Source organism: Paraburkholderia sp. BL6665CI2N2, from assembly GCF_004366535.1.
Classification (GTDB): domain Bacteria; phylum Pseudomonadota; class Gammaproteobacteria; order Burkholderiales; family Burkholderiaceae; genus Paraburkholderia.
On the sequence record NZ_SORC01000001.1, the window covers coordinates 3,354,170 to 3,371,525 of the forward strand.

General features: G+C 60.8%; 15 protein-coding genes. 3 read left to right on the forward strand and 12 right to left on the reverse strand.

Features of this window, described 5'->3' with window-relative positions; all coding sequences use genetic code 11:
* Positions 1–40 precede the first annotated feature (40 nt).
* From B0G81_RS14950 to B0G81_RS14965, 4 genes are all read right to left on the reverse strand, one after another.
* Positions 41–2,251 (reverse strand): polysaccharide biosynthesis tyrosine autokinase, encoded by a 2,211-nt coding sequence (locus tag B0G81_RS14950; protein WP_134136866.1) that lies wholly within the window; start codon positions 2,249–2,251, stop codon positions 41–43.
* Between the two features lie 3 nt (positions 2,252–2,254).
* Positions 2,255–2,692 carry a low molecular weight protein-tyrosine-phosphatase gene (locus tag B0G81_RS14955; RefSeq protein WP_116147781.1) on the reverse strand — a complete coding sequence of 146 codons (438 nt, stop codon included), beginning with the start codon at positions 2,690–2,692 and terminating at the stop codon, positions 2,255–2,257.
* Entirely contained in the window at positions 2,689–3,843 is a 1,155-nt protein-coding gene (locus B0G81_RS14960) for a polysaccharide biosynthesis/export family protein (RefSeq protein ID WP_134136869.1), read from the reverse strand. The genes B0G81_RS14955 and B0G81_RS14960 overlap by 4 nt, the downstream gene beginning before the upstream one ends.
* A 200-nt stretch (positions 3,844–4,043) precedes the next feature.
* Positions 4,044–5,459, reverse strand: coding sequence for an undecaprenyl-phosphate glucose phosphotransferase (locus tag B0G81_RS14965; protein ID WP_134136871.1), 1,416 nt, complete (start codon positions 5,457–5,459; stop codon positions 4,044–4,046).
* Between the two features lie 443 nt (positions 5,460–5,902).
* Here B0G81_RS14965 and B0G81_RS14970 point away from each other — a divergent pair, with 443 nt between their 5' ends.
* Positions 5,903–6,880 carry a 2-dehydropantoate 2-reductase gene (locus B0G81_RS14970; RefSeq protein WP_116122033.1) on the forward strand — a complete coding sequence of 326 codons (978 nt, stop codon included), beginning with the start codon at positions 5,903–5,905 and terminating at the stop codon, positions 6,878–6,880.
* Positions 6,881–6,986: 106 nt separating this feature from the next.
* On the opposite strand, the gene B0G81_RS14975 is transcribed toward B0G81_RS14970, so the two are convergent.
* From B0G81_RS14975 to oxlT, 3 genes are all read right to left on the reverse strand, one after another.
* A complete protein-coding gene (locus B0G81_RS14975) occupies positions 6,987–8,438 on the reverse strand; it encodes an aldehyde dehydrogenase family protein (RefSeq protein WP_116122034.1) in 1,452 nt (483 codons plus the stop codon).
* A gap of 65 nt (positions 8,439–8,503) precedes the next feature.
* On the reverse strand, positions 8,504–9,475 hold the full coding sequence (locus B0G81_RS14980) for a LysR family transcriptional regulator (protein WP_134136875.1): 972 nt from the start codon (positions 9,473–9,475) through the stop codon (positions 8,504–8,506).
* A gap of 29 nt (positions 9,476–9,504) precedes the next feature.
* Positions 9,505–10,848 carry an oxalate/formate MFS antiporter gene (oxlT, locus tag B0G81_RS14985; protein ID WP_134136879.1) on the reverse strand — a complete coding sequence of 448 codons (1,344 nt, stop codon included), beginning with the start codon at positions 10,846–10,848 and terminating at the stop codon, positions 9,505–9,507.
* Between the two features lie 405 nt (positions 10,849–11,253).
* On the opposite strand from oxlT, the gene B0G81_RS14990 reads away from it, so the two are divergent.
* The gene (locus B0G81_RS14990) at positions 11,254–12,201 is read left to right on the forward strand and encodes a LysR family transcriptional regulator (protein ID WP_012427868.1); all 948 of its coding nucleotides are present in this window, start codon (positions 11,254–11,256) and stop codon (positions 12,199–12,201) included.
* Between the two features lie 96 nt (positions 12,202–12,297).
* A complete protein-coding gene (locus B0G81_RS14995; RefSeq protein WP_134136881.1) occupies positions 12,298–12,603 on the forward strand; it encodes a hypothetical protein in 306 nt (101 codons plus the stop codon).
* Positions 12,604–12,665: 62 nt separating this feature from the next.
* On the opposite strand, the gene B0G81_RS15000 is transcribed toward B0G81_RS14995, so the two are convergent.
* From B0G81_RS15000 to B0G81_RS15020, 5 genes are all read right to left on the reverse strand, one after another.
* Positions 12,666–13,577, reverse strand: coding sequence for an NAD(P)(+) transhydrogenase (Re/Si-specific) subunit beta (locus B0G81_RS15000; protein ID WP_134136884.1), 912 nt, complete (start codon positions 13,575–13,577; stop codon positions 12,666–12,668).
* A 64-nt stretch (positions 13,578–13,641) separates the two neighbouring features.
* Positions 13,642–14,460, reverse strand: a complete 819-nt coding sequence (locus tag B0G81_RS15005) for a fumarylacetoacetate hydrolase family protein (RefSeq protein WP_106282482.1) — start codon at positions 14,458–14,460, stop codon at positions 13,642–13,644.
* Between the two features lie 29 nt (positions 14,461–14,489).
* Complete coding sequence (frc, locus tag B0G81_RS15010) at positions 14,490–15,737, reverse strand: formyl-CoA transferase (RefSeq protein WP_106282483.1); 1,248 nt, start codon at positions 15,735–15,737, stop codon at positions 14,490–14,492.
* 392 nt (positions 15,738–16,129) lie between these two features.
* Positions 16,130–16,849: a GntR family transcriptional regulator gene (locus tag B0G81_RS15015; RefSeq protein ID WP_012427873.1), complete on the reverse strand. Its 720-nt coding sequence runs from the start codon at positions 16,847–16,849 to the stop codon at positions 16,130–16,132.
* Entirely contained in the window at positions 16,827–17,045 is a 219-nt protein-coding gene (locus tag B0G81_RS15020) for a hypothetical protein (protein WP_106282484.1), read from the reverse strand. The genes B0G81_RS15015 and B0G81_RS15020 overlap by 23 nt, the downstream gene beginning before the upstream one ends.
* Positions 17,046–17,356: the final 311 nt, after the last annotated feature.

Here is a 17,356-nt window from a genome sequence, read left to right on the forward strand (position 1 = left end):
GAAGACGACGCGTGGCGCCGTGACTAAATGCTGCAATCCGTCATGCGGATTTTTCGGCCCCGTATTCGGAGAACGCGCCGTACGCACTGGCCCGCTGCGGAACGTCGTTCAGCAGAACGCCGTCGACTGTATGGCCGCCGTTACTCAGCTGACGCACGCTCTCCTGGAGCTCGGCCGCAGAGTGGCGTCCGTGACGAACGACGAGCAACGTCAGGCCCGCATGCTTGCCGATCAGTACCGGGTCGGTAACGGCCAATACCGGCGGCGAATCAACGATGACCACGTCGTACTGTTTACTGAACTGTGCTAACAATTTGCCGAATGACTCACTCATGAGCATTTCGGCCGGACTCGACGCAACGCTGCCACTCATTAGTACGTCGAGGTTGGGCAGGACCTGGTAGTGCACCGCGCTTGACGGCTCGACTCCGCCGATCACGTCTGACAAGCCGGGTTTGCTCGGGAGCGAAAAGTATCTGTGCACGTCACCTCGGCGCATGTCCGAGTCGACTAACAACACGCGTTTGCCGCCAGCCGATAGCACCGCTGCCAGATTCACCGAGAGAAACGACTTGCCGACGTCGGGCCTTGGCCCCGTCAACATCACGATGTTGTTGTGCAAATTGAGCAAGCCGAACTGCAACGCCGTTCTCAAGCTACGGATGCCTTCCACTGCCACGTCATCGGGTTGCGCCGCCGCGAGCACGTTCAATTCCGACCCGCCGCCGCGAGCCGACTGATGCAACGTCCGTTGCCGCGCGCTTCGAGACACGATCGCGTACACCGGCACGCCGACCGCGCCTTCGATTTCCGACGGCGTCTCGAGTCCGCGATTCAAGGTACTGCGCACGAACGCGATAGCGCATCCGAGCAACACCCCGATCAGGCCCGACAGCGCGATCACAAGCGTTTTCTTCGGTTTGACCGGTTTTTCGGCCACCTCTGCGTAGTCCACCGTGTGGACGTTGCCGAGCTGGCCCGCCTTCAGCACACGCAACTGCTGCGTGCTATCCAGCAGCTTGGTGTACAGGTCAGTGTCGACCCGAACGTCGCGCATGAGGCGCAGCGCCTGTTGCTGCGTGCTCGGCAAAGCCGCGACTTTCTCGTTGAAAGAGCGTTGCTGTTCCTGCAACTCACCGATCTGGGCGTCGATCGCCTGCACGGATGGATGTTCCGCCGTGTAACGCTGCGCGAGTGCGGAGCGTTGCTGTTGCAACTCGACCAGTTTGGTTTTGCTGTCGACGATTGATTGCAGCAGAAGCTTGCCCTCTGCTTCCAGATCAACAGTGCCGTTCTGCGCTCGGAACGCGTTATATTTGGCTTCGGCCTCGTCGAGATCCGCGCGCAGCTGGGGAAGCTGGTCGGCGAGGAACTGCAGCATCTGCTGTGCTTGTGCGGACTTCCGGTCTACATTTCGCTGAACATAAATGCTCGCCACGCGATTCACGGTAGCGGCGATCCTTGCAGCATCCCCGCCTTCGAGCGAGACGGCGACGATACCCGACTGTTTGGCCTTCTCGCTAATGTCGAGTGCGGTCTGCAGGTCCGCTGTCGTCAGTTGCGTCGAGGCTCTCGCCAGATTGAACGACGTGCCAGCGCGCGCGACCATGTGGTCCACTCTCAACTGCACCGGCCCGAACCGTGTGACGCCCTGCTCCGCGATGCCCACGCGGCCGCGCAGCACCGTATGACCATCCGCATCGCTCAGTTCGAACGCCTGGTCCGCGCCGACCATCAATTTGAAACGCTGATCGTAGAGCGCGGCTGGGACGTCGAATTGGGTCACGCCCAAAGCCTCTCCGCCCCAGGCGAAACTGCTCATTCCGAGGAAGGGACTCGCCGGACTGCCGGCCGGCGCCTGCCGTGCGATCAGGGCGCCGATCAGCGGAAATCGATGCGGCGTGGCATTGACATCGAGATGCAAACTCCGGACAGTTTCTTCGACCACCATTCGCGAACGGATCAGTTCGATTTCCGCGTCGGTCGAGGCCTTGCTCTGGAACAGCGACGCGAGGTCGCCTAGCTTGTCGTTGAGCGTGTCGCTGCCGGGGTCGCTGTCGACCTGAATCATTACATCGGCTTTGTACAGAGGCGTGCCGAAAAATGCATAGGTAATGCCGAGAAACAGCATTGCCGCCGTGGTCAACACGATCAAGAGCCGATTTTCGCTCAGCAATGCGAAAACTTCGGACAGCGTTATTTCCTTTTCGCCCAGCGCGTCGGCGAAGCGTTCCCGATCAAGTAATTTCATGATTTAGTGCGTCAGCCTGATAATGTCGTCGCACCATTTCAAAACGCTGTGCTCGATTTGCGCGAAGGCCAGTTCAAAAATGACACGATGCCGCTGATATGGATCCACAATATCGAGCTGCTCATGTTCGCCCAGACGAAAAACCTTTCCTCTTGCAGAAGGAAAGCGATCGAGAATCAACGTGCGCTGGGAATTCGTCATGGCCAGCACGACATCCGCCGCGCGTACGTGTTCGTTGCTAAGCGCCTCGGCTACATGACCGCTGATGTCCACGCCGTGCTGGCATGCAACCTGAACCGCGAGTGGATCCGCGTGCCTGCCAACGAGCGCTCGCGTACCCGCGGAACTCACTGAGACAGCAGGCAGCGCCCGTTCAAGAATGGCCCGCGCAACCGGACTGCGGCAAACGTTCCCCTCACACACCATCAGAACCCCGGTCATTTCGCAATGACTCCCGCCGTCAGACCCGTGTTAATCAACGGCATCAACAGACTCAACACGCGATTGAAGCGAACAAGACCGCTACCATCCACGTACACCACGTCCTTCGGTTGCAATTCGAAATCCTTCGCAAGCAGCATCGCGACCGGCGAATGCGCGTCGAGGTGAAACACCTGCGGCGTCCCGGTCAGTGAACCGCGGATCACGAACATCTGGGCGGCATCGGCGGTCGAAGCGTTCACACTGCCGGCCTGCGAAAGTGCGTCGGCCAACGTCATGCGACCCGTTCGGCGCGGAATCGCCGAAACCGGTTTATTGACTTCACCCATCACATACACGTCGTTCTCATCGCGCGAAACGACACGCAGCAGATCACCCGCCTGTAGAAAGAGGCGCGACGGGCTCAATCCTTGAGCGAGCATTTGCGTCAGATTCACGCGATAAGAGCGATCACCGCGCACCAGAACGAGGTCGCTCTGATCGGCCGCCTCACTGAATCCACCGGCGCGGCTGACAGCTTCATAAAGCGTCATGGGAACATCATTAACCGCCAGCACGCCCGGGCTATGCACTTCCCCGTCGACGTAAACTTCATGCGCGCGGTAAGAAGCCATTCGCACTGTCACCTGCGGCTTGACGAAGTACCTGGCAAGCGCACTGCTTAGCCGCTGCTGAATCTCTTCGGCGCGCAGGCCCGCCGCCTGCAGCGTGCCCGCATAGGGAAATGTGAGTGCACCGTTCTGGTCGACGACGAATCCCGCAAGCGGATCCCCCGGCCTTGCCGACGATTGGGTTTGCGCAGAGCCGAGTGCAGCGGCGAATTCCGGATGATCCCAAACGACGATCTGCAGCACGTCACCGGGACCGACCGTATAGGCCTGGGGTGCGCCAGAGAGCAATTGCGAAACTTCGAGCTGCTGCTGTTTGCGGCTTTGTGCGAGCTGCGAAATCAGCGCAGCGTCGAGTTCCGTTATCGCGATGTCTGGCGTACCACTCGTTGCACTCGCCTTTTCGCCCGGCGCACCAACGCCGGTTTCCCCAGCCGTGCCAGAAGTGGCATACGTACCCGAGTGATCCTGCGCCTGAGACGTGTCCATCCTCATCCCCGGCGCCACCGAGCACGCACTCGCCAACAAACTTACTGCCGTCATCACGACCCCGAGCCTGAAGGCGGGTCTGGCCAGAAATACCGCTAACATCGTGTTCAACCTATTCAAACCAGCGTGCCGAGGCAACGCTCTCGCCACCCAACATCGGGCAGATGTAATCCATAACTAGCGGCGATCTCTGCCTTTCTATGCAGAGTATTGCCTCACAAAAACTCGCCGGCGCCACATCGCGGAACCGCATTTCAATACGCATTCCGATGCCGCAACCCTCTCACCACCGTCGCCAGCACAATCCGCATATCCAACCCAAACGACCAGTTCCGCAAGTAATACAAGTCGTGCTCAACTCGCGCCTGCATCTTCTCAACCCGATCCGTCTCACCGCGAAAGCCATTCACCTGCGCCCATCCGGTAATACCAGGCTTAATCCGGTAGCGATGGATATACCCATCGACAATTCCCCGATACTGGTCATCGTGTTCGATCGCATGCGGCCGCGGCCCAACCACCGACATTTCCCCACGCAACACATTCAGAAACTGCGGCAACTCATCAAGGCTCGTGCGACGTAAGAACGCGCCGACACGAGTCACCCGCGTGTCTCCTCGCGTGGCCTGCAGAACCACACCTGGCCGCGCCGAGTGCTCGCGCATCGAACGAAACTTGTAAATGCGAAAGACGCGTCCGTCCGCACCCTTACGCCGCTGGGTGAACAACACAGGTCCCTTCGAAGTCGCCTTGACGGCAACTGCAATCGACAACATCACCGGCAACAAAGCCAGCAGCGCCACACTCGCGAACAACCGGTCGAAAACCGCTTTCTGAACCAGCGCGTACGGTGTCATCGGCGAGGCCATCAGATTGATCGCCGGCGCGCCGATCAGATCGACCACATTTCGATCGAACATCGCGAGACTGCGCACATCAGGAATGAAGCGCAAATTAACAAGGTCACCACTGAATTCGTCGAGCACCTTCAGCACGGTGTCTTCTTCGGACATCGGCAGCGCGATCCACACTTCTTCGATCTGTTCACGGCGCACCCAGTCCGCGAATTCGCGCAGCCGCTCGAACGACGGCAAGCCGTCAAACCCGGACTCACTATCCTGTCGCGTGTTGAATGTGGCAACTGCCCGGAAGCCCGCATCCGGTGAACTCATGATGTTGGCGATCACAGCGTCGCGATGCGCGCCGGCGCCCACCACGGCGACCATTCGCAGATTCCGGCCGCCACGTCTCATCCGACCGAGTACCGCATGCACCACCCACCGCGAAGCGACCAGCGCCGCAGCGGCGATCACGGTCCAACTCACGCACCAAAGCCGGGACACCGACGCAGCGCGATGAAGCAGAAACAACATCGCGAGCCCGCAGGCTTGCACCGCGATCCAGCCGAGCACCAGCTTGACGCTCAGCCGCCATTTCGAGCGGCCGCGCCATGAGTCATACACGCCGAACCAGGGCAGCAACAAAACAGCGAACGCAATATCGAGAGCGACGAAGGCGCCTTCGAGAATCGAATACCCTGAGTGAGGCATGAACAGCAGCGAGGCGAGCGCCGCCGACAACGCGATCAACGTCGCGTCTAGCAGGCGCGCCAGCACGCTTTCCATCTCCGCCAAATCCCGGCCAGCGGTTTTACGAATCACCGTGTGCATGAGACCGGGCCTAGCGCGGAGCCGCCGATCCGACACCGCGCAACTTCCGCACAGATGTCACACGCAAGAACACAACGGGATAGCTCACATCAAGCTTTGACTTCATGGCACCACTCTCAAAATTCCTTTCGCGATGCCACGTGCATGCGCAACTTCTCATAGAGGCCGCATTCTGCGCCCACGAAGATTGGAGAGGCTTAAGAGATTTCCGAATCGTTCGCGGCATTCGTCCGCCATCCCCCTTTGGCTCCGATTCAGTCCGGTCCTGTTCCACGTTTTTTCGGGCGCCGCGCCACCCATAACCGATCCCTAATGCACCTCTCCACAAACTTTAACTATCCGCAATCGTCCCGCCCCCGTATGCTCGAACAATGATCCGCAAACCGTGCACGGCAAGACACGGCATCGGGCAAGCGACTATTCATCATCAGAGGAGGGGCATCATGAAGATCTGTGTCTTCGGAGCGGGAGCAATCGGCGGCTTGATGGGTGTGCAACTCGCACGCGCCGGTGCGGATGTGAGTTTCGTTGCGCGCGGTCCGCATCTCGCGGCAATGCGCGAGCACGGTGCGCGTCTGATCATGGACGGCGAGACGTTCAGCGCACCGGTGCGCTGCACGTCCGACCCGCGCGAACTCGGCGTGCAGGACTTCGTGATCATTACGCTCAAGGCGCACTCGCTGCCCGGCGTAGTCGATGCAATGCAGCCGCTGCTCGGCAAGCACACGGCCATCGTCACGGGCGTCAACGGCATTCCGTATTGGTACTTCTATCAGCACGGCGGACGCTTCGCCGGCACGCGTCTCACCAGCGTCGACCCGGACGGCAGTCAATGGACCAAGCTCGGCCCCGAACGGGCAATCGGCTGCGTGCTCTACCCGGCTGCCGAAATCGTCGAACCCGGCGTCATCAAGCACGTGTACGGCAAGAAATTCCCGATCGGCGAGCCGAGCGGAGAACGCACGCCGCGTATTCAACAGTTACACGAGATCATGCAGGCGGCGGGTTTCGAGGCGCCGATCCGCGACAATATCCGCGACGAAATCTGGCTCAAGCTATGGGGTAACCTGTGCTTCAACCCGATCAGCGCATTGACGCACGCCACGCTCGACGTGCTCACCAGCGACCCAGGCACACGCGCGGTATCGCGCACGATGATGCTGGAGGCCAAGCGCATTGCGGATCAATTCGGCGTGCACTTTCGCGTCGACGTGGAAAAGCGTATTGATGGCGCGGGCGCGGTCGGCGCCCACAAGACATCGACGCTGGTCGATCTGGAGAATCGTCGGCCGATGGAGATCGATCCGCTGTTGACCGTCGTGCAGGAAATGGGCCGCCTCGTCGCCGAGCCGACGCCGACTATCGATGTCGTGCTGGCGCTCATTAAACTGCGTGAACGGATGGCGTTGCAAGGAGATTGAGACTCGATAGAGAGCGCGCGATCAGAAATTCGTTCGCTCTCCAACTTATCGGCAAACGCAAGCATAAAAGGATCGAACGCCAAAACGCGTTCGATCCTTTTTTACGCTACTGATCGATGGCGAGCCACACAGCCTTGGGCTCTGTGAAGTTCTCGATCGCGACGTCACCGTGTTCGCGGCCGAACCCCGAGTCGCCTGATCCTCCCCACGGCAGGCGCACATCGGTGTAGCCGTATGTGTTGATCCACACAGTCCCCGCCCTCAGATCCCGCGCAACCCGATGCACCCGGCCGATGTCCGCGCTCCACACGCCCGCCGCCAGGCTATACAGCGTGCCGTTGGCGATCCGTATCGCGTCGGCTTCGTCGTTGAAGCGAATCACGCTCGCCACAGGCCCAAATATTTCCTCCTGTGAAATGCGCATTTCATGCTCGACGTTGGCAAACACGGTCGGCTCGACAAAGAAGCCGCGCTCGCCCACGCGCGCGCCGCCCGTGACGAGCGACGCACCCTCAGAACGACCCGTTTCGACATAGCCCAGCACCGTCTTCATCTGCGCCGCGGAGATAAGCGGTCCCATCGACGTTTCGCGCGAAGACGGATCGCCGACCTTGATCGACTTCGCGCGCGCGGCGAGGCGCTCGACCACTTCGTCGTACACATCGCGATGGGCGAGAATGCGCGACCCCGCCGAACACACTTGCCCGGTATTGAAGAAGATGCCCGACGCCGCGGCGCGCACGGCGTTGTCGAGATTGGCATCCGGGAAAATCAGATTGGCCGATTTGCCGCCGAGCTCCAGCGTGACGCGCTTGAAATTGCCGGCGGCGCCTTGCAGAATGCCGCGCCCCACCGAGGGCGAGCCCGTAAACGTCACCTTGTCGACGCCGGGATGCGCGACCAGTGCGTCGCCGACCACCCGCCCCTTGCCCGTGACGATATTTAGCACGCCCGGCGGCACACCCGCTTCGAGCGCGAGTTCGCCGATGCGCAGCGCGGTCAGCGGCGTAATCTCCGCGGGCTTGACGATCAGCGTGCAACCGCACGCGAGCGCCGGCGCGATCTTCCACATGCCGATCATCAGCGGGAAATTCCACGGTACGATCGCAGCCACCACACCGACGGGTTCACGCAACGTGTAAGTCAACGCATCGGGGCGCACCGGCACGACCTGACCGTTGATCTTGTCGCACCAGCCTGCGTAGTATTCGAGCGTATCGATCGCGGCCGGAATATCCTGGCGCATCACCGCCGCGATCGGTTTGCCGGCGTCGAGGCTTTCAAGCGCGGCGAGTTCCTCGAGATTCGCGCGCATCAAGCCGGCGAGGCGCATCAGAATGCGGGCCCGCTCAGCGGTCCGAATGCCGTTCCATACTTTCAACGCAGCGCGCGCGGCGCGCACGGCGGTGTCCACGTCGGCGGCGCTGCCTTGCGCAACCAGCGCGATCGGCTCTTCGGTGGCGGGGTTGATGTCGACGGAATATTCGCCGGTGCCGGGCGGCAAGCGCTTGCCGTCGATCAGCAGATCATGGCGCCTGAGGTCGGTTTCAGTTTCCATCATGAAGCTCCTTGCTTGGATGTTGCGTGGGCTGAGTGCGTGCGAGCCGCTTCGAGTAAAAGACGCTAGGGCTCGTGGAGGACGGCGCCGTCGCGCGCAACGGTCGGCTTCGTCTGCATCTGCGAAGCGGACGGCGACACGTCGGTGGTCTGTGAAGGAGTGGAGAATTGCGCCCAGGCTGCTGCGGCGTTGGGTCGGAGGGAACGGTTGCGGCGATGCACGAGCAGTGTCGCCAGATTCATCGCGGGTGCGAGCGGTCGGCTGACCAATGAGGCGCCTACTGCGGGCCAATGCGTGTCGATTGGCAAGATGCCGACGCCGAGGCCGAGCTCAACCATGCGCAGCACCGCCGCGACATGTCCGAGTTCCTGCACCGGCCGTCGTTTAACGCCGTTCGCGTTGAAGGCGAGTTCGAGCGCCCCACGCACACCTGTGTCGGCGTTCAGCGTGATGAGCGCCCATTCGTGCAACTCGCTCCATGCAACACTCGCGTGGCGCGCAAGCGGATGCGCAGGTGGCATCACCGCATGGAGCGGTGTCGTGAAAACCAGTTGCGCGTGCAACAGGTCGCCGGCGAGCGGCTCGGCCATCGAGACCACGCCGAAGTCCACCTCGCCCTGTTCGACGCTCGCGAGCACGCCGCTTTGCGGCTGATCCCTGACGGAGACAGCTAGCTCAGGAAAAGCCGCCGCGCAGCGCGCGAGTCCCTGCGCCACCCAACTCGACGACAACACCGGATTGCTGGCGAGCACCACCACGCCGGTGTGACCGTCGTAAGCCGCCCGCTCTTCGCGCAACGTAAGTTCGATTTCATCGAGCAGCCGGCCGATTCTTCGCTCGAGGCTCGCCCCTGCATGCGTCAGTTCGACCTGGCGCGTGGTACGGTCGAACAGCTTTAATTCCACGGCGTCTTCGAGTTCGCGCACGCAACGACTCACCGCCGATTGCGTCAAGTCGAACTCACGCGCCGCGCGCGTAAAACTCCGCTCACGCGCGACGGCGACAAACACCTTGAGTTGCTGCAACGAAACATTCATGACGTCACTGCCGGGTGTGGACCATTCACCTATTCTCCTGTCTGCTCAGGCCAATGGCTCAAGCGCGAAGCCTTGCCGTTGCCGGCAACGGCAAGCGCACCTTGCGGCTCGTTGTGCGTTTCGATCCAGCGCGAGCGCATCGGCGCGAGTATGAACTTCGCGGAAATGCCCGCGACGATCGTCACGACGGCGGAGACGATGAATACGAGATTCCATCCGCCCGTCGCCGACAGCACCGATGCGATCGGCACCAGCAACGAAGCCGTACCCTTGGCGGTGTACAAAGTGCCGGCGTTGGCCGCGGCATATTTGCTGCCGAACGTATCGGCACAGATCGCCGGGAAGATCGAGAAAATTTCGCCCCAGAACAGGAAGATCAATGCGGCGAACGTCATGAACGCGTACGGGTTAGTGCCGTATTGCATCAGACCGAGCAACGCCAGGCCTTCGCCGATAAAGATCACGAACATCGTGTTTTCACGGCCGAGCTTGTCGGAGATGAAGCCGCACAGCGGACGCGTAAAACCGTTGCAGACGTTGTCGATAGAAAGCGTGGCGGTCAGGAGCGGCAAGGTCATGCCGAAGATCGTCATCGGGATGCGTGCGAGGCCCCAGTCTTTCGCAATCGGACCGATCTGCGCGGTCGCCATCAAACCGCCCGCGGCCACGGCGACGAACGACACGTAGATCACCCAGAACACCGGCGTCTTGATCATCTGCCCCGGTGTGAAGTCGACCTTCGACACGGCGAACTTCCTCTTCGGTGCGGCTTGCGAGCGCAAGTTCGGCTTCTTCAACAGCAGCGCAAGAGCGAGAATGCACCCGCCTTGCAGGATGCCGAAGAAGAAGAACGTATGCTCATAACCCGAACGCGTGATCATGTTGGCAATTGGAATCACCGTCACCGCGGCGCCCGCGCCGAAGCCCGCAGCGGTGAGACCCGCTGCGAGTCCGCGCTTGTCGGGAAACCATTTCAACGCATTGCCCACGCACGTGCCGTACACGCCGCCCGCACCGATACCGGCGATGACCGCGGAGACGTACAGCATCGGCAAGGTCGTGATGTACGAGTTCATCACCCACGCAACGCCCGCGCAAATCGCGCCGCCCGCGACTACGGGCCGCGGTCCGAACCTGTCGACGAGCCAGCCTTCGAGCGGCACGAGCCAAGTTTCAGTGAGAATGAAAATCGCGAACGCAAGTTGAATGGACGCTTCGCCCCAATGATGCCGCGCGTTCATCGGCGTGACGAACAACGTCCACGCGTATTGAAGATTGGCCACCAGAGCCATGCACACCATGCCGATGACGAGTTGCCACCAACGGTTGCCCCAAAATGCGCGGCTCGTAGTCTGCTGACTGATATCGTCCATTCGCTTTGTCTCCACTATTTGTCTGGTGCAGCCGGCTGGCGTCCCGCAGGAAATCGCCCTGCAACGCGCCGTACTGTATGCGTCCCACCTTATGTTATGACCCGAAAAGCCGCGCTCTTCGGGAATATCTGATATTTGCGTCTTTAATTCGCTGCTTTAAAAATAGATCGACTTAAATCATCTCTTTGCGGGAATTTCTTTATTCCGATCAATTAATGCCTTTAACCGCGAGGCGTCGGTTGTTTCGCCCATCAGGGCTCGCATCCAAGCGTTAACCCGAGTTTTTCGCCACGCGCTCCGGCGGCAATTCCGCTTTCTTATACAGAGCCATGCTAGGGTCATTGCTGAATTACTAATAATTAAAGTTTGTTATTATGTTGATTCACATTTGCTTATACATCGGTCATGACGATGCGGAATGCGACTCTGCGGCAACTGAAGGTTTTCGAAACGGTGGCGCGCCACCTGAGCTTCTCGCGCGCCGCCGAGGAATTGCACCTCACCCAGCCGGCCGTTTCCACTCAGGTCCGGCAACTCGAAGAACACGCCGGGCTGCCGCTGTTCGAACAACTCGGCAAAAAAATCTATCTGACGCCGGCCGGCACCGAAATGCTTCACTACAGCCGCGCGATCATTCAACAGTTCCACGAAGTCGACGAAGCGATGAGTCAGCTCAAAGGCGTCTCCGGCGGCAAGCTGAATGTCGCGGTGATCAGCGCCGGCGACTACTTCTTTCCGCGGCTGCTGGCTGAATTCACGCGCCGTTACTCGGGCGTCGTGCTCAACCTCGCCGTGCACAATCGCGAGGAACTGCTGCATCAACTCGCTACCAACCAGACCGATCTGGCGGTGATGGTGCGTCCGCCCCACGAGACCGATGCGACCAACGAGCCGTTTGCACCGCACCCGTATGTGATCGTGGCGGCGCCCACGCATCCGCTCGCCAATAAGCGCAACATCAAGTTCAGCCAGTTGGCGAACGAAGCGTTTATCGTGCGCGAGCGTGGCTCGGACACGTGGAATTCGATGGAAGAAGGCTTCGCCGGGCGGCTTGCCAACCTCAAGATCGCCATGGAGATCAAAAGCACCGAAACGATCAAGCAGGCCGTGATCGCGGGCATGGGTATCGCCTTTCTGTCCGCGCATACCATCAGCCTCGAATTGCAGCTCGGCCACCTGGTCGTGCTCGATGTCGAGAGCTTTCCGGTCATGCTCAACTGGTACGTGGTGCATCGAAAGAACAAGCGCCTGCCGCCGGTGGCGGTCGCCTTCAAACGCTTCCTGATGGAGGAAGGCGCGAATCTGATCGAGAAGATCACGCGCGTCAAGGAATTGAGCGTGTATAAGCAGTAGGCTATGAAGATCCAATGAAACTTTAACTATTGCAGATTCGTCAGGACTTCTATGCTGCAAGCGAGTTCCATCACTCGTCTGCCCAGGAGTCCGGTCATGAACCACGCTTCGGTTGAGTCTCATCCCAGCGCACACACTGCCCGTGTTGCCGCAAACCATCCCGACGACGCCCACCTGAGCGCGTACAACGCCGCCTTCAGCGACCTCGGCCTGCGCTTTCGCTGGGACCGCGCCACCCTCGACGTCCTCAGGGAATTCAATAGCGAGGCGGCGCGGATCACTGCCTACATCGAGCGCTTTCACGCCCATTTGCATAGCGCGTACGACGCCGACTTTCTCGCTCAAATGATTCTGCACAAGAAGGCGCAGTACTTCAGCGAGTTCGCGTCGGCGGGCGATTGAGGGGGTTCGCGGGATCACGGTCCCGCGACGCGTCACACCCGCCCGCCTGAAGGTGTGAGCATTCATGGCATTCGCCGTGTCGCGGCGCGAACCGGCCGGCGGCGGTCGCACGCACGTTGCCGCACGTGGACACTCACACCATTGCTGCCGTTTCGACGATACGGGTAGGCCGCCGTGCGCACGCAGTATGTCGTCACGTCGCGCAGCATCCAGCTCTGCTCTTCCCCGCCGCGCCATTCGATTCGTGCGAACAGCCCGTGCTTGCCCATCGTCAGGCTATGACAGCGCGCGGCAAAGGCGAGTGTGCTCGAATCGTGGCCATGCTCGTGGCTGTCGGAGTACTCGCGGCTGAGCATCAAATGTACGCCCATCGCACAAGCCAGCGCGCTCATCGCGAGGAGCGCGGCGAGTCCGAATGGCTGCGCCGGTTCGGTCACGAATCCATAGCCGAGCCAGCCGCACAGCGACAGCGCAAACAGGTTGACGATGCCGTGCCCCGGCCGCGCCACCACGCTGAGTCGCAGTGCGCCGCGCAGTTTGCAGAACGCGATGGCCGACGTGGCGAAGATCAATGCGCCGATGAACACGGCGACACAGAGCTCGACGCGCTCGACATTCGCCTGCGCCGCCGACGACAGATAACGCGCGAAGCCGCCCGACATCACAGCGAGCCCCATACTGCTGCCCAACAGCGCAACGAGGCGCGGGCGCCGCGTCAAGTTGCGCCGACGCACCAGCCACGCGCCGAGCACCGCGCCCGCCACCGCTGCGCCGACCACGCCATCGCTCGCGCCTATGCCGGCTGCGAAAAGACCCGCGAGCGCGGCGGCCAATGCGCCCGCATGCCAGTCAGGACGGCGCTTCGGTCGCCGTTCGAGCGGCAGTTGCCCGACAGCCGCAAGCGCAACGGCCAACACCGAAGCAAACACCACGGCCAGCGAACACCAGACGGTACTGTCATACGCTAGCGGCATGCGTGCTCCTTGGTACCGGAATGCATGGGCGCGATCCCAACGGATCGCGCGATCGGTCAAGCGTTCAGACAGCGCCTGCCACGGCCGGCTCCGCGCCTGCGGCGGCGCCCGCGCGCACAGCGTTCAAGGTATTGCTCAGCGTGCCGATCCCGTCGACCGTGACCGTTACTGTCGCGCCATCCTTGATCGAACCGACGCCGACCGACGTGCCGCACGCGATCACATCGCCCGGCTCGAGCGTGAGATCCTGCGAGATCAGACTCACCTGCTCGGCGGGCGAGAAAACCATGTCGGCGAGCGGATAGTTCTGCCGCTCCACGCCATCGAGCATTGTGATGAGATGTGCCTGCTGCCAGTCGAAACCGGAGACGATCGCCGGGCCGACACAGCAGAACGTATCGAAGCCCTTCGCCCGGCACCATTGCGGAAAGTGCGGATTCTCGTTCAATAGATCGGCCGCGGTGACGTCGTTGACGAGCGTGTAGCCGAAAATCGCTTCGGCCGCCTCTTCGACACTCGCATCGCGGCAGCGCCGTCCGATCACAATGCCGAGCTCGCCTTCATAGGCGATCTTGCCGGCATAGCTGAGCGGCCGCCTGATCGGCTCACCTGAACCGATCACCGAACCCGCGGGCTTCAACAAGAAAAGCGGGTGTGCCGGCACCGGTTTGTCGAGCTTCGCCGCCAGCGCGTGAAAGTTGTTCCACAGCGCCACGATCTTGCCGGGCGCGCACGGCGCGAGCGGCGTCAGTGCGCGCGTCGACAGCACGGCGCCGGTCGGCACCGGGTGCTCCAGACCTTCATACTCGTGCAGATAGCCACCTTCCACACGGCCGAACACGACGCCGCCGTCGCTCGACATGAACCGCATCCATGTATCCATACGTTGCTCCCTGTTTACGTGGATCGGGCCTAGATCGCGCCGGCAGTGCGCAGCGCACTGACCTGTTCGGGCGAATAGCCGAGTTCGGCCATGACTTCGTCGGTATGTTCACCCAGCAACGGCGAGCGCGTGACCTCGGTCGGGCTGTCGGACAGTTTGATAGGATTGCCAACCGTCAGATACTTGCCGCGAGTCGGATGATCCACTTCGACGATCGTGCCGGTTTTGCGCAACGACGGCTCTTCGGCGATTTCCTTCATCGACAGAATCGGTCCGCACGGAATGTCGTACTTGTTCAGGATCTGCATGGCCTCGAACTTGGTCTTCGTCATGGTCCAGCGTTCGATCTCGGCGAAGATATCCTTCAGATGCGGCAGGCGCGCAGCGGGCGTCGCGTAGTTGGGATCCGTGGCCCACTCTTCCTTGCCGATCACGTTGCAGATCTTTGCCCACACCGGCGCCTGCGTGATGAAGTAGATATACGCGTTGGGGTCGGTTTCCCAGCCCTTGCACTTCAGGATCCAGCCCGGCTGACCGCCGCCCGACGCATTGCCCGCACGCGGCACCGCTTCGCCGAACTCTCCGTTCGGATACTGCGGATACTCTTTCATCACGCCGGTACGTTCGAGCCGCTGCTGGTCGCGCAGTTTCACGCGGCACAGGTTGAGCACGCCGTCCTGCATCGCGGCGAGTACGCGCTGACCGCGTCCGCTGTGTGTGCGCTGATAAAGCGCCGTGACGATACCGAGCGCCAGATGCAAGCCGGTGCCGCTGTCGCCGATCTGCGCGCCTGTCACGACCGGCGGGCCGTCGTCGAAGCCGGTGGTCGAAGCCGCGCCGCCCGCGCATTGCGCGACGTTCTCGTAGACCTTGCAGTCCTCGTACGGCCCAGGACCGAAGCCCTTCACCGACGCGACGATCATGCGCGGATTCAGTTCCTGAATCCGCTCCCACGTGAAGCCCATGCGGTCCAGCGCGCCCGGCGCGAAGTTCTCGACCAGCACGTCGCATTTCTGGATCAGCGCCTCGAGCACCTGCTTGCCTTCAGGATTCTTCGTATCGATCGTGACGGAGCGTTTGTTGTGGTTCAGCATCGTAAAGTAGAGGCTGTCCACATCGGGAATATCGCGCAACTGCTCGCGCGTGATATCGCCCGCGCCCGCCCGCTCCACCTTGATGACATCCGCGCCGAACCATGCAAGCAGTTGCGTGCAGGTAGGCCCGGATTGCACATGCGTGAAGTCGAGAATGCGCACACCGTCGAGTGCTTTGCTCATGTCCTGTCTCCTGTGTCGACCAGGGTTTTGCGCTTTGGCGCCTTACTCTGGTCCTGAGCAACGTAGTTGTTGAAAAGGCGTCTACTTGTAATTTCCTGGCAATTTCGGTGCGTTCTCCGCCGCGCTGACTATGTATGCGGCTTGTCTTCGCGGCAAAAAACGTTAGCGCCGTCACGCGATGCGGGCGAAACAACGGCATCGGCTTTCGGTCTGCGTCTTTTGATATATCACATACCATATTTTTAGGACCGTCAAGCGAGGTTTATCCCGCATTAGCCGGGAAGCCCCGCGCCTGCTGCGTTCGACACAAATAAAAAAGGCCCGCGGTGGCTGCGCCGCGGGCCCTTCCTGTCCTACTCATTCATCAAACGCCGCCTCGACAGGCAGCCGCGTCAGTCCAGAAAATCGCAATTCGCCTCGACGAACGCCGCCAGATCTAGCGAATGCTGACGGGTGAGACGCTCGGCGAGTTCGGTATCGCGCTTCTCCAGCGCTTCGATAATGCGTAGATGATCGACGATCGAGCGCGATGCGCGGTCGCTCTGCGAAATGGTCATGCGGCGAATCGCGCGCACGTGGATGAAGATGTTCTTGATCGTGTCGAGAATGATCTGCGACTTGGACAACTCGACAATCGCCTGGTGAAACGCGATGTTGGCGTCCGAATACTCGGCGATGTGTTCAGCCGGCGTCGCGTCGCGGAAGTTGTCGAACATGTGGCGCAGACGGGCGATCTCCTCGTCCGTGGCGTGCAGCGTGGCAAGACGCGCCGCCATGCTTTCGAGCGCGGCCCACATCTGGATCATCTCGACGATTTCACGCTTGCTCTTGCGCACGATATAGATGCCGCGGCGCGGCACCATGCGCAGAAAACCTTCCTGTTCGAGCAGCGTCATGGCCTCGCGCACCGGCGTGCGGCTAACGCCGAGTGACTCGCTCAGCACCCGCTCGTCGAGACGGATTTCTTCACGGTTCTGATAGATGTCCGCGTCGGCAATGGCCTGGCGGAGCATCGCATACGCCTGATCGCGCAAGCTCGCGCTCGCGCCGATCGGCTGCAATGACAACGTCAACGGTGTGGCCACTGCTTCAGTTTGAAGTTCTGACGACATTCATCGCCTCTTGTTGAACATGCGCACGATACGGTCTTGCCACTGCCACGCGCTGCTCGCCCAAGCCCACGAAGCGGCCATGTTGCGCTGCAAGTTGCGCGACAGGCTGCGGAATCCAGCGGGTCAACAGCACAGTGGCGGCAGAGCCTAAACCGACAACAGCAATGGCAAACAGCGAGAGAGGAACAACTTCCATTTGTAACTCCGAATGATTGAGTGAAGGAATGACTCAATCATATGCTGCAATGCCGCAAAAATCAATATTCCGTATGTAGTATATCAGCCGATGTTGTTTTTAGGATTATCTACTCACGGTAGCACGGGCCGCTCCGGGGTGTTCGGTCAAGCGGGCCGACGTGGCTAAAGATGCCGCTCACGGGCCGCCGTCCTATGAGAATGCGGTAGTTTATTCCGGACAACGCCACCATCGGGCCGCGAATCGGCAGATTACGCTGGTGTTTCATCGGGCAAACGTCATATGTATTTGTATCTCATATTGCCAAGGGC